The organism is Lentzea kristufekii, assembly GCF_033949925.1.
Classification (GTDB): domain Bacteria; phylum Actinomycetota; class Actinomycetes; order Mycobacteriales; family Pseudonocardiaceae; genus Lentzea; species Lentzea kristufekii.
Window position 1 is genome coordinate 78,582 of the sequence record NZ_JAXAVV010000024.1, and the last position, 21,502, is coordinate 100,083.

Annotated in this window: 20 protein-coding genes; 14 read left to right on the forward strand and 6 right to left on the reverse strand. The window is 68.5% G+C overall.

Annotated features, from left to right (window positions below):
- Positions 1-37 precede the first annotated feature (37 nt).
- The 9 genes from SK571_RS36470 to SK571_RS36510 all read left to right on the forward strand — a co-directional run bounded on the left by SK571_RS36470 (position 38) and on the right by SK571_RS36510 (position 9,035).
- Positions 38-868, forward strand: a complete 831-nt coding sequence (locus SK571_RS36470; protein ID WP_319988666.1) for a PPK2 family polyphosphate kinase — start codon at positions 38-40, stop codon at positions 866-868.
- Between the two features lie 151 nt (positions 869-1,019).
- Positions 1,020-2,075, forward strand: a complete 1,056-nt coding sequence (locus SK571_RS36475; RefSeq protein WP_319988667.1) for a lactonase family protein — start codon at positions 1,020-1,022, stop codon at positions 2,073-2,075.
- Positions 2,076-2,133: 58 nt separating this feature from the next.
- Complete coding sequence (locus SK571_RS36480; protein WP_319988668.1) at positions 2,134-2,856, forward strand: SGNH/GDSL hydrolase family protein; 723 nt, start codon at positions 2,134-2,136, stop codon at positions 2,854-2,856.
- 56 nt (positions 2,857-2,912) lie between these two features.
- On the forward strand, positions 2,913-3,680 hold the full coding sequence (locus tag SK571_RS36485) for a HipA family kinase (RefSeq protein ID WP_319988669.1): 768 nt from the start codon (positions 2,913-2,915) through the stop codon (positions 3,678-3,680).
- Complete coding sequence (locus SK571_RS36490; protein ID WP_319988670.1) at positions 3,664-4,050, forward strand: DUF3037 domain-containing protein; 387 nt, start codon at positions 3,664-3,666, stop codon at positions 4,048-4,050. The genes SK571_RS36485 and SK571_RS36490 overlap by 17 nt, the downstream gene beginning before the upstream one ends.
- 75 nt (positions 4,051-4,125) lie before the next feature.
- Positions 4,126-5,145 (forward strand): LCP family protein, encoded by a 1,020-nt coding sequence (locus tag SK571_RS36495; RefSeq protein ID WP_319988671.1) that lies wholly within the window; start codon positions 4,126-4,128, stop codon positions 5,143-5,145.
- A 296-nt stretch (positions 5,146-5,441) separates the two neighbouring features.
- Entirely contained in the window at positions 5,442-6,173 is a 732-nt protein-coding gene (locus tag SK571_RS36500; protein ID WP_319988672.1) for a 3-hydroxybutyrate dehydrogenase, read from the forward strand.
- Between the two features lie 10 nt (positions 6,174-6,183).
- On the forward strand, positions 6,184-7,491 hold the full coding sequence (locus SK571_RS36505) for an MFS transporter (protein ID WP_319988673.1): 1,308 nt from the start codon (positions 6,184-6,186) through the stop codon (positions 7,489-7,491).
- The gene (locus tag SK571_RS36510) at positions 7,488-9,035 is read left to right on the forward strand and encodes a helix-turn-helix domain-containing protein (RefSeq protein WP_319988674.1); all 1,548 of its coding nucleotides are present in this window, start codon (positions 7,488-7,490) and stop codon (positions 9,033-9,035) included. Before SK571_RS36505 ends, SK571_RS36510 begins: the two co-directional genes overlap by 4 nt.
- Here SK571_RS36510 and SK571_RS36515 read toward each other — a convergent pair.
- The 4 genes from SK571_RS36515 to SK571_RS36530 all read right to left on the reverse strand — a co-directional run bounded on the left by SK571_RS36515 (position 9,015) and on the right by SK571_RS36530 (position 14,588).
- A complete protein-coding gene (locus SK571_RS36515; RefSeq protein ID WP_319988675.1) occupies positions 9,015-10,427 on the reverse strand; it encodes an APC family permease in 1,413 nt (470 codons plus the stop codon). The genes SK571_RS36510 and SK571_RS36515 overlap by 21 nt on opposite strands.
- Before the next feature lie 77 nt (positions 10,428-10,504).
- A complete protein-coding gene (locus SK571_RS36520; RefSeq protein ID WP_319988676.1) occupies positions 10,505-11,974 on the reverse strand; it encodes a GMC family oxidoreductase in 1,470 nt (489 codons plus the stop codon).
- Positions 11,971-13,401: an aldehyde dehydrogenase family protein gene (locus SK571_RS36525; RefSeq protein WP_319988677.1), complete on the reverse strand. Its 1,431-nt coding sequence runs from the start codon at positions 13,399-13,401 to the stop codon at positions 11,971-11,973. The genes SK571_RS36520 and SK571_RS36525 overlap by 4 nt, the downstream gene beginning before the upstream one ends.
- Before the next feature lie 83 nt (positions 13,402-13,484).
- The gene (locus SK571_RS36530) at positions 13,485-14,588 is read right to left on the reverse strand and encodes an NAD(P)/FAD-dependent oxidoreductase (RefSeq protein WP_319988678.1); all 1,104 of its coding nucleotides are present in this window, start codon (positions 14,586-14,588) and stop codon (positions 13,485-13,487) included.
- 286 nt (positions 14,589-14,874) lie between these two features.
- On the opposite strand from SK571_RS36530, the gene SK571_RS36535 reads away from it, so the two are divergent.
- Complete coding sequence (locus tag SK571_RS36535; RefSeq protein WP_319988679.1) at positions 14,875-15,645, forward strand: IclR family transcriptional regulator; 771 nt, start codon at positions 14,875-14,877, stop codon at positions 15,643-15,645.
- Positions 15,646-15,695: 50 nt separating this feature from the next.
- Here SK571_RS36535 and SK571_RS36540 read toward each other — a convergent pair whose 3' ends face one another.
- Together SK571_RS36540 and SK571_RS36545 are read right to left on the reverse strand one after the other, a co-directional pair.
- Positions 15,696-15,923 (reverse strand): hypothetical protein, encoded by a 228-nt coding sequence (locus SK571_RS36540; RefSeq protein WP_319988680.1) that lies wholly within the window; start codon positions 15,921-15,923, stop codon positions 15,696-15,698.
- The gene (locus SK571_RS36545; protein WP_319988681.1) at positions 15,920-16,435 is read right to left on the reverse strand and encodes a hypothetical protein; all 516 of its coding nucleotides are present in this window, start codon (positions 16,433-16,435) and stop codon (positions 15,920-15,922) included. The genes SK571_RS36540 and SK571_RS36545 overlap by 4 nt, the downstream gene beginning before the upstream one ends.
- A gap of 174 nt (positions 16,436-16,609) precedes the next feature.
- On the opposite strand from SK571_RS36545, the gene SK571_RS36550 reads away from it, so the two are divergent.
- Genes SK571_RS36550 through SK571_RS36565 form a run of 4 tightly spaced genes read left to right on the forward strand, consistent with a single transcriptional unit; the run spans position 16,610 to position 21,501 of the window.
- Positions 16,610-18,976 carry a GcvT family protein gene (locus tag SK571_RS36550; RefSeq protein WP_319988682.1) on the forward strand — a complete coding sequence of 789 codons (2,367 nt, stop codon included), beginning with the start codon at positions 16,610-16,612 and terminating at the stop codon, positions 18,974-18,976.
- Complete coding sequence (gene solA / locus SK571_RS36555) at positions 18,973-20,073, forward strand: N-methyl-L-tryptophan oxidase (RefSeq protein ID WP_319988683.1); 1,101 nt, start codon at positions 18,973-18,975, stop codon at positions 20,071-20,073. The genes SK571_RS36550 and solA overlap by 4 nt, the downstream gene beginning before the upstream one ends.
- Positions 20,070-21,182 (forward strand): aromatic ring-hydroxylating oxygenase subunit alpha, encoded by a 1,113-nt coding sequence (locus SK571_RS36560; protein ID WP_319988684.1) that lies wholly within the window; start codon positions 20,070-20,072, stop codon positions 21,180-21,182. The genes solA and SK571_RS36560 overlap by 4 nt, the downstream gene beginning before the upstream one ends.
- 40 nt (positions 21,183-21,222) lie before the next feature.
- Positions 21,223-21,501 carry a hypothetical protein gene (locus SK571_RS36565; protein WP_319988685.1) on the forward strand — a complete coding sequence of 93 codons (279 nt, stop codon included), beginning with the start codon at positions 21,223-21,225 and terminating at the stop codon, positions 21,499-21,501.
- Position 21,502 lies beyond the last annotated feature (1 nt).

A 21,502-nucleotide genomic window follows, 5' to 3' on the forward strand; every position in this document is an offset into this window, starting at 1 on the left:
ACCGGCAGAATCGGCGGTGAATCGCTACGGTCAGATGATGGCGAAGAAGTCGGTTCGTGACGCGCTGCGACTCGATGAGGTGGATCTCTCCACCCTCGACCCCGCCGGCCGCCCCGTCGGTCCCAAGAACAAGAAGGAGGCGGCCGAGGACATGGCCGCCACCGGGGCCGAGCTGGACGGTCTGCAGGAAGCGCTCTACGCGGAGAATTCTCGCGCGGTGCTGCTCGTCCTGCAGGGCATGGACACCTCGGGCAAAGGGGGCGTGGTCAGGCACGTCCTGGGCCTGGTGAACCCGCAGGGCGTGCGCATCGCGTCGTTCAAGAAGCCGACCGCCGCCGAACTGCGCCACCACTACCTCTGGCGCATCCGCAAGGTCCTGCCGGAGAAGGGCCGCCTCGGTGCGTTCGACCGCTCCCACTACGAGGACGTGCTGGTGCCGAAGGTCGAGCGCCTGATCACCGCCGCGGAGCTGCGCACCCGCTACAAGGAGATCAACACCTTCGAGCGGGAGCTCGCGGAATCCGGCATCACGCTGGTCAAGTGCTTCCTGCACATCTCGCCGGAGGTCCAGAAGGAACGGCTGCTCGCGCGCCTGGACGACCCGAAGAAGAACTGGAAGTACAACCCGGCCGACATCGACGTCCGGTCGAAGTGGTCCAAGTACCAGGACGCGTACACACAGGCGTTGAAGAACTGCCGGGACACGCCCTGGTACGCGATCCCGGCCGACCGCAAGTGGTACCGGAACTGGGCGGTCAGCAGGCTGCTGCTGGAGACCCTGCAGGAGATGGACCCGAAGTTCCCGCCGCCGGGCTACGACCTCGAGGCCGAGAAGGCCCGGTTGATCAACAACGACCCGTTGCGCTAGACGCAATCTTGATTGCACCTATTGCCTGATCCTTGTGATCTAGGCCAATGTGGGCTGCGCCGCCGCCGCAAAGCTATATCCCGGAGGTGCGGACGTGGGTGTGGACCGGCGACGTTTTCTCGGAGCCATGGGCGTAGGAGCTGGACTGCTGATGACCGGAGGAACCGCTGAGGCGGCTGCCGCCACGCGGAGAGTGTTCTTCGGCGCCTACACCACCTGGAGCGGTGGCGCCAAGGGCATCGGCATCGGCACCTACGACACCGTGACCGGGCAGCTGAGGACGACCGGCGTGATCAGCGGCGTGGTCAACCCGTCGTTCGTGATCGAGTCGCGCGACGGCAGGTTCCTCTACGCCGTCAACGAGAACACCAAGGGCGAGGTCACCGCGATCAACGCGGCCACGCTGAAGGTGATCAACAAGCAGGCGACCGGTGGCGCCGACCCGTGCCACCTGACGCTCGACCCGTCCGGGAAGTTCCTGATCACGGCCGACTACTCGTCCGGCTCGCTCAGCGTGTTCCCGGTCAACCCGGACGGCAGCCTCGGCGCGCGCACGCAGAAGGTGCAGCACAAGGGGTCCGGGCCGAACAAGGAACGCCAGGAAGGCCCGCACGCGCACCACATCGTGTTCGACCCGGCCGGCAGGTACGCGGCGGCGGTCGACCTCGGCGCCGACTCGGTGTTCGTCTACTCGTTCACCGGCGGGAAGCTGACCCAGGTCTCGCAGGCGAAGGTCAAGCCGGGAGCCGGACCGCGGCACATCGCGTTCCACCCGGACGGCAAGACGGCCTACGTGGCGAACGAGCTGGACTCGACGATCGTGACCTGCGCTTACGGCAACGGGACGCTCACGCCGGGCCAGGTGCTGAAGACCGTGCCGTCCGGTGGCCCGACGAACTACCCGGCCGAGGTGCTGGTCTCGGCGGACGGCCGGTACGTCTACCTGTCGAACCGCGGGCACGACAGCATCGCGCTCTTCGGGGTCACCGGCTCCGGGCTGACGATGCTCGGCACCACCGCGGTCGGCGGCAAGTACCCGCGGCACATCACGTTCGACCCGACCGGGTCGTTGCTGTTCGCCGCCAACCAGAACTCGAACAACGTCACGTCGTTCGCGGTGGACAAGGCCACGGGCAGGCTGACCCCGTCCGGCACGCCGCTGCAGACCGCCATCCCGGTCTGCGTGCTGCCCACCCGACTGGGTTAACGCTCTTCAGGTCGGCCGTCCACAGTGGTACTCCGGACTCATGGGTCTCATGGCTGGAGTGCTCGCTGTCGCTTTGCTGGCGCCCGCACCGATCGCCCCGGAGTACGTCGCACTCGGCGACTCCTACGCGTCCGGGGCGGGCGCCGGTTCCTATGTGGACGGATCGTGCCGCCGCAGCTCCAACGCCTACCCGGCGTTGCACGGCAAAGAGTTCCCGTCGTTCAAGTTCGTGGCGTGCAGCGGGGCGACCACGAAGTCGCTCAGGTCCCAGTTCCGGGCGCTGACCCCGAACACCACGTTCGTCACGATCACCATCGGCGGCAACGACCTCGGGTTCGTGGACGTGCTGACGACCTGCACCCTGAGCGGTGACAGGGCCTGCGCCAAGAGGGTCGCCACGGCGGTGGACTTCATCCACGGGCAGTTGCCCGGCCGGCTCGACACGGCCTACGCCACGATCAAGGAAGCGGCACCGCACGCCAGGCTGGTCGTGGCCGGCTACCCGCGGCTGTTCACGCCGGACGAGGGCTGCCGGACGATGTCGGTCGCCAAACGCTCGGCGCTCAACGACGCCGCCGACCAGCTGTCCGACGAGATCGCGAAGGCGGCCGAACGCGCCGGGGCGCGGTACGTCGACGTCAGGGAAGCGTTTGCGGACCACGGTGTGTGCGCGGCCGAGCCGTGGATCAACGCGCTGGTCAACCCGACCGCCGACTCCTACCACCCGAACAAGGCGGGACAGGCCGCCTACTTCCAGGCGCTGGGCTCCTCCGGCAGCTGAGTTCCCGGCCGGAATTCGGCTCGGCTTCCAGGCGGTTCCCGTGTGATCATGCGCGGGTGAGTCATCTGAGGGAGGTCACGGCCACCCGGTACGTGACGCCGTTCCGCGAGGGCGGGTCGATGCCGGGGCTGGTCGAGGCCGACGACCTGGGTATGTACGTGGTGAAGTTCCGCGGCGCGGGGCAGGGCGTGAAGGTGCTGGTCGCCGAGGTCGTCGTCGGCGAGCTCGCCCGGCGGCTGGGCTTCCGCATACCCGAGATCGTCCTGGTGCACCTCGACCCGGAGCTGGCCCGCGCGGAACCCGACCAGGAGGTCCAGGAGCTGCTGCGCGCGAGCGGCGGCCTCAACCTCGGACTCGACTACCTGCCCGGTTCGTTCGACTTCAACCCGGTCGTGCGCGACCCCGGCACCGACCTCGCGACGAGGCTGCTGTGGTTCGACGCGCTGGTGCTCAACGTCGACCGCAGCTGGCGCAACCCGAACATGCTGCTGTGGCACCGCGAACCGTGGCTGATCGACCACGGCGCGGCGCTGTACTTCCACTACTCGTGGAGCGAGGAACGGCCGGCCACGAAGGACTACCGGTACGACTCGTCCGACCACGCGATGCTGCCGAACGCGGGCGCTCTGTCCGAAGTAGACGCCGAGCTGGCCGCGAAGGTCACGCCGGAGCTGCTCGACGAGGTGCTCGCGCTCGTTCCCGACGAGTGGCTCGAAGGCGATCCGCCGGAACTGCGCCGGCGCTACAAGGACTTCTTCACCTACCGCCTGACCAACCGCGGCTGGGTCGACTCGCTGGAGGCCGCGCGTGCCGCACGTGTTTGAGTACGCGCTGCTGCGGGCGGTACCGCGGCAGGAGCGTGGCGAGTTCATGAACGTCGGCGTCATCGTCTACTGCGCGCCGCTGGACTTCCTGTGCGCCAAGACCTATGTGGACGGTGAGCGGCTGCGGGTGCTGGACCCGCACCTCGACGTCGAGGTGCTGGAGAGCAGTCTCCAGCACCTGACGAAATCGTGCGACGGCAGCGCCGCCGCCGGTCCGGTCAGCCGCACGACGGTGGGGCAGCGCTTCCGCTGGCTGACCGCGCCACGCAGCACGATCGTGCAGACGTCACCGGCTCACACGGGCTGGACCGACGACCCGTCGGCCGAGGTCACCCGGCTTTTCGAGGCGTTGGTGCTGCCGCCCAGGTAGGTTCCTCGCAACCTGAGGCGGCGAACGACGTCCTCAGTTGCAAAGCGAAACTAATGCGATCGGGGTTGGCGACACATGAGCGCTGGGTATCACCACGGCTACCAGCAGCCGCGGCGTCCCATGCCGCCGCAGCGGCCGATGAGGAAGAAGAGGCGTCCGGGACGCGTCATTCTGGTGCTGCTGCTCGTCCTGGTTCTGGGCGCCGTCGGCTTCGGGTTCTACGTCGACTCGACGCTGACGCGGATCAACGCGCTGCCGGATTACGCGGGCCGTCCCGCCGAGACGCCGGGCACCACCTGGCTGCTCGTCGGATCGGACGCGCGGGAAGGCCTGACTCAGGAGCAGAAGGACGCGCTGGCCACCGGTGACGCCGCCGGACGGCGGACCGACACCATCATGATGCTGCACCTGCCGGACAACAGCGCCGCCAAGCCGGTCCTGCTGTCGATTCCGCGCGACTCCTACGTCGCGATCCCGGAGAACGGCCGCAACAAGGTCAACGCGGCCTACGCGTTCGGCGGGCCGCAGATGCTCGTGCAGACCGTCGAGGGCGCGACCGGCGTGCGGATCGACCACTACATGGAGATCGGCTTCGGCGGGTTCTCCGACATGGTCGACGCGGTCGGTGGCGTCGACATCTGCCTCGACCAGCCGATCAAGGACCCGCTGGCCGGCATCGACCTGCCCGCGGGCTGCCAGGAGCTCGACGGGCCGCAGGCGCTCGGGTTCGTGCGGACCCGCGCGTTCGCGACCGCCGACCTGCAGCGCGTGCAGAACCAGCGCAAGTTCCTGTCGGCGCTCTTCGAGAAGGTGAAGAGCCCGGCCACGCTCGCGAACCCGTTCCGCGTCATCCCGCTGATGAACGCGGCGTCCGGCTCGGTGTCGGTCAACGAGGACGACCACGTGTGGCACCTGGCGAGCGTCGCGCTCAACATGAGCGACGCGACGAGCGGCACGGTGCCGGTCGGTGGCACGCCGACGGTGCCCGGTGCGGGCTCGGTCGTGCAGTGGAACAAGGAGAAGGCGTCGCAGCTGTTCGACCTGATCAGCAAGGATCAGCCGGTCCCCGCCGAGCTGATCGCGCCGCCGAAGTAGTCCCCTTTACGACTTGACGGGCTCGGGAGTGGGCTCCGAGCTGGTCAGACCGGCCTCCTGTGCGATGCCTTCGAGCTCGCGCAGGAGGTCGTCGTAAATAGGCGTTGTGGACATGGTGTAGCCCCCTCTTGCGGATCTTCCCCCGTTCAGGTGACGGGAGCTTACGCCCCTGTACCCCGTCCATTCGCCATATATGCCTCCGAGACGCTAAATGTTGGCTAAAGCCATCTTGTGACCAGGCGTTATGTGGGTCCGCCACATGTTGACCACGCCGTGTCACGCCTACCGTTTCCGGCATGTCGAGTGTCACGGGTCACAGCGCGCTGGTCACCGGAGCCGCGAGCGGCATCGGCCTGGCCTGCGCCCGCGCACTGGCCTCCGCGGGTGCGAAAGTCCACCTGGCCGACCGCGATCCCGGGGTTCTGGCGCTGGCCGAGGAACTCGGCGGGGTCGGCCACGTGCTGGACCTCACCGGTCCCGTGGCCGCGCTGCCCGGCGAGATCGACATCCTGGTCAACAACGCCGGCGTGCAGCACGTCGCGCCCATCCACGAGTTCCCCGCCGAGCGCTTCTCGGCGATGGTCGAGCTCATGCTGGGGGCCGCGTTCCGCCTCACCCGGCACGTGTTGCCGCACATGTACTCACGGGGCTGGGGACGGCTCGTCCACATCTCCAGCGTGCACGGGATGCGCGCGTCCGCGTTCAAGTCCGCCTACGTCGCGGCCAAGCACGGCCTGGAGGGCTTCTCCAAGGTCGCCGCCCTGGAAGGCGCCCCGCACGGCGTGACGTCGAACTGCGTGGCGCCCGGCTACGTGCGGACCCCGTTGGTGGAGAAGCAGATCGCGGACCAGGCCAGGGTGCACGGCATCTCCGAGGCGGACGTCTCGTCGCAGATCTTCCTGCAGCGCAGCGCGGTGAAACGGCTGATCGAACCCTCCGAGGTCGCCGACGCCGTGCTGTGGTTGTGCGACAACAGTTTTGTCACCGGTACGTCGTTGGCCGTCGATGGCGGCTGGTCAGCTCAATGAGGAGTTGTCGATGATCAAAAAAGTGGTAGGCGCCTCGCTCATCGGGACGACCGTCGAGTGGTACGACTTCTTCCTCTACGGGTCGGCCGCCGCCCTGGTGTTCAACAAGCTGTTCTTCCCGACCGCGGACCCGCTGACGGGCACGCTGCTCGCGTTCACCACGTACGCGATCGGCTTCCTGGCACGGCCGTTGGGTGGCCTCGTCTTCGGCCACTTCGGGGATCGCCTGGGGCGCAAGAAGTTGCTGGTGTTGTCGTTGCTGCTGATGGGTGGCGCGACGATGCTGATGGGCGTGCTGCCCACGTACGCGTCGGTGGGTGTCCTGGCACCGGTGCTGCTGACCCTGCTGCGGCTCGTGCAGGGCTTCGCGCTCGGCGGCGAGTGGGGCGGGGCCGTGCTGATCGTGTCGGAGCACGGTGATCCCGCGCGGCGCGGGTTCTGGGCTTCGTGGCCGCAGGCCGGTGTGCCGTGCGGGAACCTGCTCGCGACCGGTGTGCTGGCGGTGCTGGCGGCCGTGCAGTCCGACGAGGACTTCCTCGCGTGGGGCTGGCGGGTTCCGTTCCTGCTCTCCGGCGTGCTCGTCGTGATCGGGCTGTGGATCCGGCTGTCGGTGTCCGAGTCGCCGATCTTCCTGGCTGCCCAGAAGAAGGCAGCCGAGCAGAAGCGCGCGAACGAGCCCCTGCAGGAGAAGGCGCCGGCGCTGGAGCTGCTCAAGCACAACTGGCGCGAGGTGCTGATCGCGATGGGCGCGCGGTTCGCCGAGAACGTGTCGTACTACGTGATCACGGCGTTCATCCTGGTCTACGTGGTCACCGGGCTCGGGCTCTCGAAGTCCGTGGGGCTCAACGCGGTGCTGATCGCCTCGGCGGTGCACCTGGTGACGATCCCGGTGTGGGGCCACCTGTCCGACCGGTTCGGGCGGCGGTCGATCTACCTCGTCGGCGCGGTCGGCATGGCGGCGTGGATCTTCGCGTTCTTCGCGCTGCTCGACACCAAGGACCCCGTGCTGATCACCCTGGCGACGACGGTCGGCCTGGTGCTGCACGGCGCGATGTACGGGCCGCAGGCGGCGTTCTTCTCGGAGCTCTTCGGGACGCGGGTGCGGTACTCGGGCGCGTCGGTCGGCTACCAGCTGGCGTCCATCGTGGCGGGTGCGCTGGCACCGTTGATCGCGACGGCGCTGTTGCAGGCGTACAAGTCGTCGTTCCCCATCGCCGTCTACGTGCTGATCACCTGCGTGATCACCGTGGTCGCGATCGCGCTGGCCCGCGAGACCCGTGGTGCGGATCTGGAGGAACATGACAGGGTTGGGGTGTGACACGACGGCGTGAGGCCGAACTGGCGGCGTTGTTCGAGACCGCGTCCGAGCTCGCGGGCATGCGCGACCCGGACGCGGTTCTCCGCTCGATCGTGCGCAGGGCCAGGACCCTGCTCGGCACGGACGTCTCCTACCTGTCGATGAACGACCCGGCCGGCACCTACATGAGGGTGACGGACGGGTCGTTCTCGCCGTTGTTCCAGAAGGTCAGGCTGGGGCTCGGCGAGGGCCTGGGCGGGCTCGTCGCCCAGACCGCGCGGCCGTACGCGACGTCCGACTACTTCGCGGACGCCCGGTTCAACCACACGAACCCGATCGACTCGGCGGTGCACGACGAGGGCCTGACGGCGATCCTGGGCGTGCCGCTCAAGCTCGACTCGAAGGTCATCGGCGTGCTGTACGCGGCCGACCGGACCACGCGCGAGTTCCCCGCCGAGGAGGTCGCGCTGCTGCAGTCCCTGGCCGACCACGCGGCCATCGCGATCGACACGGCGTCGTTGTTCGCGACGATCCAGTCGCACAACGAGGCCATGAAACGGGCCGAGGAGGCGCACGACCGGCTCACGGATCTCGTGCTGCGCGGCGGTTCCTCGGCCGAGGTCGCGGCGGCGGTGGGGGAGTTGCTCGGCGGGCCGGTCGAGGTGCTCGACGCCGTGCCTCCCGCCGCCGTGCGGGCGAACGGCCGGGCCGTGCTGCTGTCCGGCGTGTGGGTGTGCGCGGTGCTGGCCGGGTCGGAGCTGCTGGGCGGGATCGCTCTCTCGGGCCGCCCGGACCTGTCCGACGCGGACCGGCGGGTGTTCGAACGGTCGGCGGCGGTGACGGCGTTGTTGCTGCTGCTGCGCCGGACCGTGGCCGAGGCGGAGAACAAGGTCCGCGGCGAGCTGATCACCGACATCCTGGACGGGCGCGACGCCACCGGGCTGCTGGCGCGGGCACGGCGGGTCGGCGTCGAGCTGAGCGACCCGCACGTGGTGCTGGTGGCGGACGGGAACCTTTCCGGGGCCACGCACTACGCGTCCGTCCACAGGGGACTGGCCGGGTCACGCGGCCGGGACGTCGTGCTGGCGTTGCCGTCGGTGTCCACGCACGTCGCCCGCGAGGTGGCGAAGGCCCTGGACGCGACGGTGGGCGCGTGCGGGCCGGTCGCGGGGCCGGTGGCGATCGCGGCGGCCTACGAGGAGGCCCGGCGGTGCCTGAAGGCGTTGCGGCAGCTGGGCCGGGACAAGGAGGCCGCGACGATGGCCGACCTCGGGTTCGTCGGTGTGCTGCTCGGTGACAGGGCGGACGTGTCCGGGTACGTGCGGTCGGTGCTCGGCCCGGTGCTCGACTACGACTCCGAGCGTGGCACGGAACTGGTGCACACGCTGGAGGTCTACTTCCGCTGCGGCGCGAACCTCAGCCGCGCCAAGGCGGAGCTGCACGTCCACGTCAACACGGTCACGCAACGGCTCGACCGGGTCTCGTCGTTGCTCGGCGACTGGCAGTCGCCGGACCGCGTGCTGGAAGTGCAGCTCGCCCTGCGCCTACTTCGCCTGCAGGGTTAGCGGCTCCCCGGACGGCACGGCGTCGCCCGCCGCAGCGTCGGAGTTGCCGAACGGCTTGGCGATCAGCATGTAGACCAGGCCGATGCCGACCACGAGCGCACCGCTGAGGATCACGACGTAGTTGTCGTACCAGGGCGCGTCCGGGGTACGAGGCCACACCATGTTCACCATCGCCGCGACGCCGTACGCGAGCGCCAGCACGTTGACGACCAGGCCCCACCGGCCGAGCGTGAACTCGCCGGACGGCGTCCAGCCCTTGAGCCGCGCCCGCAGCGCCGCGAACACGACCATCTGGAAGCCCAGGTAGATGCCGAGCGTCGCGAACGACACGATCTTGTCCAGCGCGTTCGTGGACAGCATCGAGGCGAACACGATGACCACCGGGACGACCCCGGCGAGCGCGAGCGCGTACGGCGGGATGTGGCGCTTCGGGTTGAACTTGGCGAGCGCCTTGTGCCCGAAGATCATCTTGTCGCGGGCGTAGGAGTAGGTGAGACGGGACGCCGCCGCCTGCAGCGACATCGTGCAGGACAGGAACGAGATCAGCACGACGGCGATCACGATCTTGTAGCCGACCGGGCCGAACGCGTTCGTCAGGACGTTCGTGACGGGGTCGGCGTCCTCGCCGCTGATGACCTTGCCGAAGTCCGGCACCGCCAGCAGCAGCGACAGGCACGCGAACGTGGCCGCCGCGCCGCCGATGTAGATGGTGCGGCGCATGGCCTTCGGGATGACGCGGCCGGGGTCCTTGACCTCTTCCGCGGTGTCGCCGCACGCCTCGAAGCCGTAGTACTGGTAGAGACCGATGATGCCGGCCGCGAAGAACGCCGGCAGGTAGCTGCCCGACCCCTCCGCGCCGAAGCTGTCGAACAGCACGCCCAGGCCGTGCAGGCGGTTGTCGACCAGCAGCCAGATGCCGACCACGAGCGCACCGACGATCTCCGCGGCGAACCCGAAGATGGCGGCCCACGACAGCACCTTGGTGCCCGCGTAGTTGATGAGCGTGGACACCACGACGATCGCGATCGCGCACAGCACGGTGTTGCCGACCGTGGCCGTGTAGCCGAGAAGTGTTGCCAGATAGGGGCCCGCGCCGTAACTGACGGACGCGATGGTGACCAGCAGGGCGATCATGTACACCCAGCCGGTCATCCACGCCCACCGCTTGCCCCACAGGCGGCGTGCCCAGGGGTACACGCCGCCCGCGACCGGGTACTGCGCCACGAGTTCGCCGAAGATCAGCGCGACCAGGAACTGGCCGACGCCCGCGACGACGAAGCTCCAGATCATCGGCGGGCCGCCCAGGGCGAGGGCGACGCCGAACAACGTGTACGTGCTGACCACGGGGGAGAGATAGGTGAAGCCCAGCGAGAAGTTCGCCCAGGGACTCATGTCCCGCTTGAACTCCGAGGTGTAACCCAGATTCTGGAGCCTGTCTTCCGCTGACAGTGTTGAATCGATTCGGGTCACTACGCCTCCTTGATCAGGTCCGCGGCGCGTTCTCCAATCATGAGCACCGTGACCATGGGGTTCACGGTGGGCATGGTCGGGAACACGGACGCGTCGACGACCCGGAGGCCTTCGAGTCCGATGACTTTCAGCTCACCGTCCACAACGGACCCGATGGCGCAGGTGCCCGCCGGGTGGTAGACGGTGTGGGCCGCTCTCCGGCCGTACTCGGACAGAGCCTCGTCGCTCGTGACGTCCGGGCCCGGCGCGATCTCCCGCTTGAGCCACGACTTCAGCGGCTCCTGCTCGGCGATCCTGCGCGCGATCCGGAAGCCGTCGACGAGGGTCTGCTCGTCGTAGCCGTCGGGGTGGGTGAAGTAGCCGAAGTCGAGCGCCGGCTTCTCGTTGGGGTCGCTGGACTTCAGCCACAGCCTGCCCCTGCTGTGCGGCCGGGGGATGTTCGGCGTCATGCAGACCCCGTGCTCCACCTTCGGGTAGCCGAGGCGTTCCGTGTTGGTGGTGAACGGGATCTGGTAGAAGTGGAACATCAGGTCCGGCCGGGGGTCCGACTCGTCGCGCCGGATGAACAGACCGGCGTCGGAGTCCATCACCGAGTTCTCCGGCAACGGCTTCGTGGTCTCCCAGACGATGACCGACTCGGGGTGGTCGAGCAGGTTCTCGCCGACACCGGGCAGGTCGTGCCTCGGCTCGATGCCGATGCTGCTGAGGTGCTCTGCGTCGCCGATGCCCGAGAGCATCATGAGACGCGGCGTGTCGATCGCGCCCGCGCAGAGCAGAACCTCCTTGTCGGCCTCGACGTAGCCCTTGTCGGTGTGCACGCCGATCGCCCGGGTGCCGTCGAACTCGATCCTGCTCGCCCAGGTGTCGAGCAGCAGCGTCAGGTTCCTGCGCTCCAGGATCGGGTGGACGTAGGCGGTGCTGGCACTGGACCGCTGGTTGTTCTTCTCCGGGTGGTAGGCGATGGAGAAGAAGCCCACGCCGTCCTGGAAGGGCTTCGCGTTGAAGTCGTCGATCTCCGGGACGCCCGTGGCCTGCCGCGCGGCGGCCACGAAGTCCTGGGCGATCGGGTTCCTGTCCTTCTCCACCACCGGGATGATGTTGAGCTGGACCTTGTCGTAGTACGGGCCGACCGCGTCCCACGTCCAGCCGTGGCCCCAGCCGTCGAGGTCCTGCGGCAGCGGCTGGAAGCAGATCAGCGTGTTGTGGCTGGAGCACCCGCCGAGCACCTTCGCGCGGCTGTGCCGGATGTGCGAGTTGCCGCGCGGCTGCTCGACCGTCGGGTAGTCGTAGTCGTACTCGGTCTCCAGCAGGTTGATCCAGTTGCGCAGGTTCAGGATCTTCTCGTCGCCGACGTCGGAGGGACCGCCCTCGATGACGGCGACCGTGACGTTCTCGTCCTCGGTGAGTCGTGCCGCGAGCACGCAGCCCGCCGTTCCGCCGCCGACGATCACGTAGTCGTACGCGGTCACTTGGAGTCCCTTCGCGCGAACCAGTTCTGGGATTCAGGCTTGAGGTTCTGGTACACGTGCTTCGGCTCGGTGTACTCGTGCAGGCCCGCGGTGCCGAGCTCGCGACCGACACCGGAGCGCTTGAATCCGCCCCACTCCGCCTGCGGCAGGTACGGGCCGAACTCGTTGATCCAGACCGTGCCGTGACGGAGCTTCTTCGCGACGCGCTGCGCCTTGTCCAGGTCCTGGCTCCAGACACCGCCGGCGAGCCCGTACTCGGTGTCGTTGCCGAGCCGGATCGCTTCTTCCTCGGTCTCGAAGCGCTCGGCGGTGATGATCGGGCCGAACGTCTCGTCCTGGACGAGCTTCATGTCCCGCGTGCAGTCCGCGTAGACCGTGGGGCGGAAGAAGAAGCCCTTCTGCAGCTCGGCTTCCTCCGGCCGCCTGCCGCCCGCCTTGAGGGTCGCGCCCTCCTGCCTGGCGACCTCGACGTAGCTCTCGACCTTCGCCCGGTGCTCGGCGCTGACGAGGGGACCGGACTCCGTGTCCTCGTCGAACCCGTTGCCCAGCTTGATGAGATCGGCCCGGCGCGCGACCTCGTCGACGAAGTCGTCGTAGACGCTGGAGTGCACGATGAGCCTCGTGCCCGACGAGCAGACCTGGCCGGCGTGGAAGAACGCGGCGGTGAGCGCGTAGTCGACGGCGACGTCGATGTCGGCGTCCGCGAAGACGATGTTCGGGTTCTTGCCGCCGAGTTCGAGCGCGACCTTCTTCACGGTCTTCGCGGCGGCAGCCATGATCCGCTGACCGGTCGCGAGGCTGCCGGTGAACGAGATCAGGTCGACGTCGGGGTGCTCGGACAGCGGCGCACCGACCTCCGGGCCGGTGCCGAGGACCAGGTTCGCGACCCCGTCGGGCAGTCCGGCCTCCTGCAACAGCTCGAACAGCTTGATCGTCGTGAGCGGAGTGATCTCGCTCGGCTTGGCCACGATCGTGTTGCCCGCCAGCAGGGCGGGCGCGATCTTCCAGGAGACCTGCAGCAGCGGGTAGTTCCAGGGGGCGATCAGGCCGCAGACGCCGACGGGTTCGTAGTCGATGCGGCTGATGACGTCGGCCGGGACACCCTGGACGATCTTCGGGTGCAGCAGTCCGGCGAGGTTGCCGTAGTAGCGGAACACGGCGGCGACGTCGTCCACGTCGATGCGGCTCTCGACCAGCGTCTTGCCGGTGTCGAGCGTCTCGGTGCGGGCGATGTCCTCCTTGTCGCGTTCCAGGAGGTCCGCGACGCGGTTCAGCACGGCCGCGCGGTGCTCGGGGCTGGAGTGCTGCCAGTCGCCGTGGTCGAAGGCGTTTCTCGCCATGGCGATCGCCTGGATCGCCTGTTCGCGGGTTTGGTCCTCGACCTCGGTGAGAACACTCTGGTCGAAGGGGTTGATGATCTGCCGCACCGGCGACACGCCTCCCTGTTCGTATGTCCAAGTAGGACATTGGGGTTTAGCCGGTCGCCGGTGGCGGTAAACCGTGACGACCGTTACTTCAGGTTCCGGCGGAGCCGGGTGAAGAGTCGTGCGTTGCTCATGGCCACAATGCCGACGATGGCGTCCGGGTCGTCACCGTCTCGATAGGTCGCTACGAACTTCCTGTCCTCGATGGACCCATCTTCTACGCGAACGTCCTCCGTCGCTCGCCCGATGAACTGGATTCGCACGCCGTACTGGTCGGACCAGACGTAACCGCCGCTGGTGTGCGTGGCGACGGTCTCGCCCGCGAGCAGGTTGCGCGTGGCGACCTGTGCCTGTTCGGTCGCGCTCGTCCAGTGCTCGGCACGATGCCCGGCGCAGTTCGCGACGTCGCCGACCGCGACGACGTTGCGCAGGTTCGTCACGCCGCCCGCGTCGCACAGGACGCCGTTGCCGAGGTTGACCGGTCCGCCGGTGAGCCAGTCCGTCGCCGGGCGCGTGCCGATGCCCGCGACGATGACGTCGGCGCCGACGACACGGCCGTCCGCGAGGTTGATTCCGCCGTCGACGTTGACCGAGTCAACATTGATCCCCGTGATCAACGTTGATCCGTGGTCGCCGTGCAGGTGTCCACACGCGGCACCCATCTCGGCGCCCAGCACGCGTGTGAGAGGCGCGGGCAGCGCCTCGACGACGGTGACGTCCTTGCCCAGAGCGCGCGCACTGGAGGCGATCTCGGCCCCGATGAAGCCGGCGCCGATGACACCGATGTGCTGCGCGGTGCCGAACGCCTCGCGGAGCTTGATCGCGTCGTCCAGCGTGCGCAGGACGTGCGTGCCGGGAATCGTGCGCGGCAGCCCGCCCGTCGCGATGACGATGCCGTCGGCCTCGACCGTCGTGTCGTCGCTGAGCGAGATCTCCCGGCTGGAGAGCAACCCGGTCGCCCGCACGCCCAGGCGCCACTCCGCGCTCAGCGCGTCGAGGTCCTCCTGGTCCGCGAGCGGTACCGCCTCGACCTTGCCGAGGAGGAAGTCCTTCGAGAGAGGAGGCCGGTCATAGGGGAGATGGATCTCGTCGCCGACGACGACGATCCGTCCGTCGAACCCCTGCTGGCGCAGTGCCTGCGCCGACCTCAGGCCGGCGAGTGAGGCGCCGATGATCGCGATCGTCTTCACGCCACGTCCCTGTTCACTTCGGCATCGACATAGACCTCTCCATCTTTCACGTGGACGGAGCAGGTCCTCACCGGTCTTCTGGCGGGCAGACAGGTCAGCGCGCGAGGACCGACGATGCGAACCGCCTCCCCTGGGGGCAGGTCCACGAGAGCGCAGGCGCGGATCATCGTCGGCCTCCGTTGCGTAAAACGGCACACGTTCCGAATGACGCAACACAATGTGCGGCTCCGAAGACGCGCCGTCAAGAGTCCAGCCGGTTGTTTTGCCTGCCGGTTACTGTTGCGCGATGAGCAACTCCGACTCGGCAGCTCAGGTGCAGTCCGTGGACAGAGCCATCAGCGTGCTCGAACTGCTGGCGCAGGGCGAGGCCGGTATCACCGAAATCGCCGGTGAGCTGGGTGTGCACAAGTCCACGGTGTCCAGACTCGTCTCCGTGCTGGAGGCGCGTGGCCTGGTGGAGCAGCTCGGTGAAAGGGGCAAGTACGCCATCGGTTTCGGGGTGGTGCGCCTGGCCGGCGCCGCCACCGGTCGCATGGACCTGACCAAGCTCGGCCAGCCCGTCTGCCAGACCCTCGCGGACACGTTCGGCGAGACCGTCAACATCGCCGTGCACGACGCCGGCGTCGCCATCAACATCACCCAGGCCCGCGGCTCCGCGGCGGTCTCCGCCGTGAACTGGATCGGCCAGCGCACACCTCTGCACGCCACCTCGTCCGGCAAGATCCTGCTGGCCTTCCTGCCGCCGGACGAGCGCAAGCGGTTGGTGTCGCTGCCGCTCGACTCCTACACCGAGAACACGCTCGTGGACGGCGACCGGCTGCTGGCGGAACTGGAGACGGTCGCGTCGCAGGGGTTCGCGGCCTGCTTCGAGGAACTGGAGCTGGGCCTGCACGCCGTCGCCGTCCCGGTGCGCGGGCATCGCGGCGAGGTCGTCGCGGCGATGAGCGCTTCCGGGCCGTCGTACCGGTTGTCGCGGCAGCGGGTCGCGGAGATCGTGCCGGCCATGTCGGCGGCGGCGGCCGATCTCTCGGCGCAGCTCGGCTACTTCGCGGGCTAGGTCCTGGCCCTCGGCCGCGACTATCGCGGACGAGACCTGCAGGACAGGGCCTAGTACCAGTCGGGAGCTGTCCAGCGCCAGTCGTCCAGGTCCGGCCAGAGGGCCTGCAGGCGGGGGACCAGCGTGCCGCTGACCTCCACCGTCCAGTGGTGCGAGACGTAGACGACCCAGTCGAGCGTCTCGTCGGTCCACACGGCCTCGACGCCGGTGTAGAACGGTTCGACCAGGTCGAAGTCGATCAGGGAGCCCGCGGTGCCGGGTTCCCTGATCTCGATCACGCGGCGCGGTCCCCTCTCCTGCAAGGCCTTGCGCATCGGTTCGACGCCGGGGCCGTCGTCCCACATCGCGGGGTCTGCAGCATCAGCAGGCCCTCCGGCACGTCACCGTCGATCTGCGGGACCCACAGCGGCCGCTTGCTGCCCCAGCGCTCCTCGATCGGGCGGGCCCAGGACGCGGCCTCCTCCTCGCTGAACAGGCGGCGGTACGGCAGGGGTTCGACCACGAGGTCGCGGTCGACCCAGCTCCTGACCGACTCGCGGAACCGCTCGCGTTCCGCGCTGATCTCGTCCCGCCCGCCGCTGTCGGAGGGCCAGTGGTCCAGCGGGGCCGCCGCGGCCGTGGCGAGGGCGGCGGCGAGCGTCCTGGGCGACGGCAGGTCGTCGCGGTCGAGGCGGTCGACCGCCTTCTGGATCGTCAGCGCGGCGGTGGTTCCGCCGTGCCCGGACGGCAGCTTCTCGATGCGGCTCATCAGGTACCGGCGCGCCATCGTGTGCAGGCTGACGGAGTCCATGCGGGGATTGTGCTGCACGTTTGCGGTGCCAACCTCCTCGTTTGCCCGGTTTCACAGGCCGTCCGACGCCGGCCGCGCGAACGGCGGTATTGACAGTGGGACCCGCTGGCCGCAATTTGTTGCTGATAGCGGAACGAGTTCTGTTACTCGCAACTGAGGCGAAGGGGTGTCCTGATGCCTGGTGCAGTGCCTCGCGTGGTGCTCGTGGGGGCGGGGATCGTCGGGTGCGCGCTGGCCGACGAGCTCACCGAACGGGGCTTCACCGACGTCACGGTCCTCGACCAGGCAGCGGGCGTCGCGGCCGGCGGGTCCAGCGGTCACGCGCCCGGCCTGGTCTTCCAGACGAACCCGTGCCGCAGCATGACCGCCTTCGCCCGCTACACGGTCGAGAAGTACACCGCTCTGGGCTGCTTCGACCAGATCGGTGGCCTGGAGATCGCCACCAGCCCCGAACGGCTCGCCGACCTCGCGCGCAGACACGGCTGGGCCACGTCGTGGGGAGTGGAGAGCCGGCTGATCGACGCCGACGAGGTCGCGCGCCTGCACCCGTTGCTGGACCGGGAACAGCTGCTCGGCGGGTTCCTGATTCCGGGCGACGGCCTCGCGAAGCCCGTCCAGGCCGCCGAGATCCAGGCACGGCGGGCCATCGGACGAGGGGCGCGGTTCGAGTTCGGGCAGAAGGTCGTCGCGGTCGAGACCTCGGGCGACCGGGTCACCGGGGTGCGGACCGGAACGGACCTGTTCCCGGCCGACGTCGTGGTGTCGTGCGCCGGGATGTGGGGGCCGCTGCTGGGCGAGATGGCCGGGCTGACCGTTCCGCTCGTGCCGATGGCCCACCAGTACGTGTTCACCGGCGACCTGAACGCCGACGCGGAGGCGTTGGCACGCCGGCCGATCCTGCGGCACCAGGAAGCCGACCTGTACTTCCGCTCGCACGGCAAGGCGCTGGGCATCGGCGCGTACGGGCACCGGCCCATGCCGATCGCGGCGCGCGACATCACCGGCTCGGAGCTGCCGTTCACCGAGGAGGACTTCGAGGCGTCCTGGGCGTCGGCCGTCGAGCTGATCCCGGCGCTGGCGGAGGCCGGGGTGGATCGCGGGTTCAACGGGCTGTTCTCGTTCACCAGCGACGGGATGCCGTTGCTGGGCGAGCACCCGGCGCTCCAGGGCTTCTGGGTGGCGGAGGCGGTGTGGATCACGCACTCCGCGGGCGTGGCGCGGTCGATGGCCGAGTGGATCGTGGACGGGCAGCCTGAGCTGGACCTGCACTCGAGCGACCTCAACCGGTTCGAGCAGGTGCAGCTGGCGCCCGACTACGTGCTGGAACGCAGCTGCCAGAACTTCGTCGAGGTCTACGACGTGCTGCACCCGTTGCAGCCCATGGAGAGCCCGCGGCCGATCCGCACTAGCCCGTTCCACGGCCGGCAGCAGGAGCTCGGCGCGTTCTTCCTGGAGGCGTCGGGCTGGGAGCGGCCGCACTGGTACGAGGCCAACGCGGGCCTGCCCGAGGTCGCCGAGGTGCCCTCGCGGAACGAGTGGGCGAGCCGGTTCTGGTCGCCGATCTGCGGCGCCGAGGCGCTGGTGACGCGCAAGCGGGTCGCGCTGTTCGACATGACACCGTTGAAGCGGCTGGAGGTCGGTGGACCGGGAGCGCTGGAGTTCCTGCAGCGCATGACGACCAACAACCTCGACCGCAAGCCCGGCGCCGTCGTCTACACGCTGCTGCTGGACGAGCAGGGCGGCGTGCGCAGCGACCTGACGATCGCCCGGCTCGGCGCGACGACGTTCCAGGTCGGCGCCAACGGCAACCTCGACCTCGAGTGGCTCACCCGGCACGCGCCGGACGACGTCTTCATCAGGGACATCACGGCCGGAACGTGCTGCATCGGCCTGTGGGGCCCGTTGGCGCGCGATCTCATCAACGACATCTCGCACACCCTTGACACGCAGAAGGGGTACTTCACCGCGCAGAGGGCGTTCATCAAGAACGTGCCGGTGACGGCGCTGCGACTGTCCTATGTGGGCGAACTGGGCTGGGAGCTCTACACCACCGCGGACCTCGGCACGAAGCTGTGGGACACGCTGTGGGAGGCGGGGCAGCGGCACGGTGTCATCGCGGCCGGGCGCGGCGCGTTCAACAGCCTGCGCCTGGAGAAGGGCTACCGGTCGTGGGGCACGGACGTGACGACCGAGCACGACCCGTTCGAGGCGGGACTCGGGTTCGCGGTGCGCCAGGACAAGGAGTTCCTCGGCAAGGGATCGCTGCACAACCTCACCTCGACCAAGAAGCTCACCTGCCTCACGATCGACGACCCGCACAGCGTCGTGCTGGGCAGCGAACCCGTGTTCCACCAAGGAGAACCGGTCGGCTACGTCACGAGTGCGGCCTACGGGTACACGACCGGCCTCAACATCGCCTACGCCTGGCTGCCCAGCGAGATCGACGACGAGGTCGAGATCGAGTACTTCGGGCAGAAGGTCAAGGCCCGCCCGGCGCAGGAACCGTTGTTCGACCCTGAGATGAAGCGGCTTCGAGGGTGACCTACGACGTCATCGTCATCGGGCTCGGCGGCATGGGCAGTGCCGCCGCGTACCGGCTCGCCCAGCGCGGCAAACGAGTGCTGGGACTGGAGAGGTTCACGCCCGCGCACGCGCTGGGGTCGAGCCACGGCGGGTCGCGCATCACGCGGCAGGCGTACTTCGAGGACCCCGCGTACGTGCCGTTGCTGCTGCGGGCCCACGAGATGTGGGACCAGATCGAGCGGGACAGCGGCGAGCGGATCTTCCACCGCGTCGGCGGCATCATCGTCGGCGATCCGGACAGCGGCGCCATCACGGGTAGCCGGGCGAGCGTCGAGCAGTTCGGTCTGAGACACGAACTGCTCGACGCGTCCCGAATCCGCGAGCGCTTCCCGGCCCTGCGGCCGGAGCCGGACGAGATCGGGCTGTACGAACCCGGAGCGGGCTTCGTCGTGCCGGAGACGTCCGTCCAGGCCCACCTGGCGCTCGCCCGGCGCGCGGGTGCCGACCTGCGCTTCGAAGAGCCGGTGACGCACTGGGAGCCCGGCAGGGTCACCACGACCCGCGGGAGCTACGAGGCCGGGCACGTCGTGCTGTGCCCCGGTCCGTGGGCGCCGGAGTTGTTGGGGGACCTGCGAATCCCGTTTGAGATCGAACGTCAGGTCCAGTTCTACTTCACCCCGGACGAGACACTCGCCGGCCACCCGATCTACATCTGGGACCGCGGCACCGGCTTCTACGGCTTCCCCGAGCACGACGGCGCGGTGAAGGTGGCGTTCCACCACGGCGGCGAGATCTGCACGCCCGAGACCATCGACCGCACGGTGCACGCCCACGAGGTCGAGGCGATCGCGAACGCCACCAGGTCCCCGATGCCCGGCCTCGCCGGCACGTTCCAACGCGCCGCGACCTGCATGTACACCAACACCGCCGATCGGCACTTCGTCCTCGCCCGCCACCCGGAGCACGACGACGTGACCGTGGCGTGCGGCTTCTCGGGGCACGGCTTCAAGTTCGTGCCCGTCGTCGGCGAGATCCTCGCCGACCTCACGATCGACGGGGCCACGCGGCACCCGGTCGCCCTGTTCGACCCTGCTCGCTTGAGAGGCGGAGCATGACAGGCAGCCTGATCTCGACCCTCGAGGGCCGCTACTACACCGATCCCGCGATCTTCGCGCAGGAGCAAGCGAACATCTTCGAGGAGATGTGGTTCTGCGCGGTCCGCTCCGGTGACCTCCCGAACGCCGGCGACTTCCGCACGGTGCAGGTCGGGCGGGAAAGCGTGCTCATCGCGCGTGACCGCAAAGGCGGCCTCAACGCGTTCCTCAACGTGTGCAGGCACCGCGGCGCACGCATCTGCCTCGACGAGGCCGGCAGCGTCAAACGGGCGTTCCAGTGCCCTTACCACGCCTGGACGTACGCGTTGGACGGCAACCTGATCGCCGCACCCAATCTCACCTCAATGCCGGACGTCGATCGCGTTGAGTACGGACTCACCAAAGTGCATCTGCGCGAATGGCTCGGCTACGCCTGGGTGAACCTCGCCGAGGATCCTCCGAGCTTCGAGGACGACGTGCTGAGCGCTGTCACCGAACGTTTGGGCACGCTCGACGCCATCGACGGCTACGAGATCGACCAGTTGTCCGTGGGCAAACGAATCGTCTACGACGTGAAGGCCAACTGGAAGCTCATCATCGAGAACTTCATGGAGTGCTACCACTGCGCGACGATCCACCCCGAGCTCACCGAGGTGCTGCCCGAGTTCGCCGACGGCTACGCGGCGCAGTACTACGTCGGGCACGGTGCGGAGTTCGGTGACGACATCAGGGGATTCACCGTCGACGGCAGCGAGGGGTTCGAGAAACTCTCGGCGCTGGAAGAGGATCGCGACAGGAAGTATTACGCCATCACCGTCAAGCCGCAGGTGTTCATCAACCTCGTGCCGGACCACGTGATCGTGCACCGCATGTACCCGCTGGCGGCGGATCGGACGGTCGTCGAGTGCGATTGGCTCTACGCCAAGGAAGTGGTCGACACCGGCCGTGACGTCTCTCGCTCGGTCGAGCTGTTCCACCGGGTGAACGAACAGGACTTCGAGGCCTGCGAGCGATGTCAGCCTGCGATGGCCTCACGCGCCTACGCGCATGGTGGGGTGCTGGTGCCCTCAGAGCACCACATCGGCGGTTTCCACGACTGGCTCGTCCGGAAACTGGAATCAGCCGACTAGGGGATCGACTCGTCACCTGTGCACGCGAAAGCTTGCACAGGTGATTGAGCAGACCGACTTCCTGTTCCCGGACGGGGAACACGAGCATTTGCGCCGCATCCGGCTGCTGGCCGAGCGCGCGGAACGGACGGCACACGACAGGTCCAACTTCGTCGGACCACCGCCGTCGCAGGAGCACCTCGACATCCTCGCGGAGATCAAGAAGCTGACCGCCGAGATGACCGCGGCCGCCACGACGCCTGCGAAAGCCAGACGGGCCGAGACGTTGCCCCGGCCCGCCAGACCCGCGGACGACCTCATCGTCCCCGGGAAGAAGTGAC